The organism is Streptomyces olivochromogenes, assembly GCF_021538895.1.
Taxonomy (GTDB): Bacteria; Actinomycetota; Actinomycetes; order Streptomycetales; family Streptomycetaceae; genus Streptomyces; species Streptomyces olivochromogenes_A.
Window position 1 is genome coordinate 1 of the sequence record NZ_JADDRL010000247.1, and the last position, 3,373, is coordinate 3,373.

General features: G+C 70.3%; 3 protein-coding genes. 1 reads left to right on the top strand and 2 read right to left on the bottom strand.

All coding sequences use genetic code 11. From position 1 onward, the window contains the following. Positions 1-319: 319 nt before the first annotated feature. The gene (locus IPZ69_RS46575; protein WP_235460988.1) at positions 320-1,327 is read right to left on the bottom strand and encodes a stage II sporulation protein M; all 1,008 of its coding nucleotides are present in this window, start codon (positions 1,325-1,327) and stop codon (positions 320-322) included. Between the two features lie 130 nt (positions 1,328-1,457). Between IPZ69_RS46575 and IPZ69_RS46580 the strand changes: the two genes are divergently transcribed. Then, positions 1,458-2,510, top strand: a complete 1,053-nt coding sequence (locus tag IPZ69_RS46580; protein ID WP_235460989.1) for an RDD family protein — start codon at positions 1,458-1,460, stop codon at positions 2,508-2,510. Between the two features lie 18 nt (positions 2,511-2,528). Here the strand turns inward: IPZ69_RS46580 and IPZ69_RS46585 are convergent, their stop codons facing one another. Next, complete coding sequence (locus tag IPZ69_RS46585) at positions 2,529-3,143, bottom strand: hypothetical protein (RefSeq protein WP_235460990.1); 615 nt, start codon at positions 3,141-3,143, stop codon at positions 2,529-2,531. Positions 3,144-3,373: the final 230 nt, after the last annotated feature.

Consider the following 3,373-nt stretch of genomic DNA (forward strand, 5'->3'; position numbering starts at 1 on the left):
CTTGCATTTCCGACTCTATCAGATCTTTTCTCGATCCGATTTCCTCGGTGCTTTCCAGGTTTCCGCTTCCGCGTTTCCCTTTCCGGCGACTCCGACTTTATCAGAAGTTCTTGGCCGGTCTGACCGGCCGCTCATTCCTGAGTAATCGGAAGATGCTTCTCGGAATGTTGACTCCACGAGAAGCAGATAGATTCTGTCGGCTGCCCACCGAACTGTCCAGTTCTAGGCAACTGTTTGAATCTACCTCCCCACTCGCTCCGTGTCAACGGTTCTTGTGGGGCGAAGAGGAGACTAGCAGCTCAGGAGGCCTGTCCGCACATCAGGCGGCCATCGGCACGGCGGAGCTTCGCTCGGCTTCCTCAAGATCGCCCGTCTCGCCGGCGCGTGCGGCACGGCCGCCCAGAACAAAGACGTACGCGAGAAAGGCCAGCTCGGCGACTACTCCGATGCCTATGCGTGCCCAGGTGGGCAGGCCCGAGGGGGTGACGAAGCCTTCGATGGCGCCGGAGACGAAAAGGACCAGGGCGAGTCCGATCGCCATGCCCACCGCGGCCCTGCCCTCCTCGGCGAGGGCCGTGCGACGGGTGCGGGGACCCGGGTCGATGACGGTCCAGCCGAGACGCAGGCCCGTGCCGGCCGCGACGAAGACCGCGGTCAGTTCGAGCAGGCCGTGCGGGAGGACCAGGCCGAGGAAGGTGTCGAGTCGGCCTGCCGACGACATCAGGCCGAAGCCGACGCCCAGGTTGACCATGTTCTCGAAGAGGATCCAGAGGACAGGCAGGCCGAGGAAGACGCCGAGGACGAGGCAGACCGCAGCCGCCTGGGCGTTGTTCGTCCACACCTGGGCCGCGAAGGAGGCCGCCGGGTGGCTGGAGTAGTACGTCTCGTACTCACCACCGGGGCGGGTGAGCTCGCGCAGCTGATTGGGGGCTGCGATGGAGGACTGCACGTCGGGGTGCGTACCTATCCACCAGCCCAGGAGGATCGCGATCGCGGTGGAGATGAGCGCGGTGGGCACCCACCAGTGGCGCGAGCGGTAGACCGCGGCGGGGAAGCCCTGTCCCAGGAAACGTGTGACGTCGCGCCATGAGGCGCGGCGGGTGCCGGTCACGGCACTGCGCGCGCGTGCCACGAGTTGGCTGAGGCGGCCCGTGAGCTGGGGGTCGGGGGCGCTGGACTGGATCAGGGACAGGTGGGTGGCGGTGCGCTGATAGAGGACGACGAGTTCGTCCGCCTCCGTTCCGTTGAGCCGACGCTGGCGACGCAGCAGGGCGTCGAGGCGGTCCCACTCGGCTCGGTGGGCGGAGACGAAGACGTCGAGGTCCATCGGGTCTGCCTGCTCCTCGGCTGCTCATCGACGGCCGTGGCGGCTGTCAGGTTGTCGTACTGGCGCGCGATGCGCCCTCAGCTTGGCAGACTTGCGGTTCTCGGGGCAGGCCAGGGGAAGGACGACGGGTGTGAGTGAGCTGGTGACGGGCGAGGCGGTGGCGCTTGAACTGCGCCCTGCGAGGCTGCCCAGCAGGGCGCTGGCGGTGTTGCTCGACCTGGCCGTGGCCATGGTCGCCTATATCGCCGTGACAACGGCGCTGGTGGCGGCGACGGCGTCCTTGGACGAGGCGGCGCAGATCGCGCTCACCATCACTACGTTCCTGCTGGTGCTGGTGGGCGCCCCTATCGCGGTGGAGACGCTCAGTCACGGCCGTTCGCTGGGGAAGATGGCGTGCGGGCTGCGCGTGGTGCGGGACGACGGCGGGCCGATCCGGTTCCGGCACGCGCTGGTGCGCGGTGCGATCGGTGTCGTCGAGATCCTGCTGACGTTCGGGGTGGTCGCGTGTATCGCGTCGCTCGTGTCGGCGCGTGGGCGGCGGCTCGGCGACGTGTTCGCGGGCACCCTGGTCGTACGGGAGCGGGTGCCTGTCGGGCAGGCCCGTTTCGTTCCTCCGCCGCCGCCCTGGCTCGCCGGGCGCTTTTCCGAGCTCGACCTCTCCGCCGTTCCGGATGGTCTGTGGCTTGCCGTTCGGCAGTACCTGACGCGCATGCAGCAGCTGGATCCGCAGGTCGCGAGCGGCATGGCGGAGCGGCTCGCGGCCGATGTGGCGGCTCGGACGGGAACTCCGGCGCCGCAGGGTGTCCCGCCGGCGGCCTATCTGGCGGCGGTGGTGCAGGAGCGGCAGGCACGCGAGGTCCGTCGGGCCTTCGGGGGCGGCCCCGCGGCGGGTGGCGCGCCTGTCGTGGGAGGCGTGCTTTCCGGCTTCCCGCGTGTCGGCGGTGCCGCTGTCGGCTATGCCCCTCCGGCAGCGCCTCAGTCACCCCCGCAGGCGCCCCCTCCGTCCGCGTATCAGTCGGCCGCGTATCAGCCGCAGCCTCCGTCGGAGTACGGCGTCGGAGGTCGGCCGGGGACCGGGGCGCCCGTCGATCGGCCCGCACCCACGCCTGCGCCTGCACCCGCGCCCCGGCAGGAAGGGCCCCCGGCCGATCGGCCGGCCACCGGGTTTGCTCCTCCGGCGTGACGCGAGCCGCCGTCGGTGTCAGCCGAACACCGACGGCGGTGTCTCAAGATCCTCCAGCTCGATTCCCGGCGCGGCGAGGACCACGTCCCCAGCGATGTGCACGGTGTGCTGCTCGCCCGTGTCCAGGGCTGTGACCTGGTATTCGTCCACGGCCAGGGGGGCGTTGTCAGTGGCGTGTGTTTCGCTTTTCACCAGGGCCCAGGACTGATCGACGGTGCGTGGGGCGAGCACCGGATCCGTGAAGGCCACGAGGCGGACGCGGGTCGCAGCGGCGGAAGGGGTGAGGCGCAGGAGACGGGCGGTGGCGACGAGGAACGCGGGGGACGTGCCGGTGAAGGCGTGGGCGCGCACATTGCCTTCGGTGGCATGAGTGCCGGTGGGGTCGGTCCGGACCCAGGTGACGCCATCGAGGGCGGCGCCGCGCACCTGCCAGCCGCCCGCGTGGAGTTCGAGGCGGATGGGGCGGCCGAGGTCGTCGAGGGCGAGGTCGACAGAGCCGTAGTGGTCGCCCGAGGGGGTGGTCAGCTGGGAGACGTAACGCCAGCCGGACGGGCCGGGGGCGCAGTGGAAGTGCTCTTCCGCGAGGGGGGTGTGATCGTGCGGATCATGGAGCGAATAGCGGCCGCGGGGCATGGGGGTCCTGGGTTCTGACGGGCTGGTCCGGTCGGACGAGTCGGTCCGGCCTTCGGACGGGTTGGTCCGGGCAAAGGGGCAGGCCCCCGGCACGGGGGTGCGGGGGCCTGCCTCGGAGGACCGGGGGACCTGCCGCCGAGCGGAGCGCGTCAGTGCACGGACGTCGCTCCCCCGGCGGGCGGGTCGCCGGACTCAGTAGCGGTAGTGGTCCGACTTGTACGGGCCGTCGA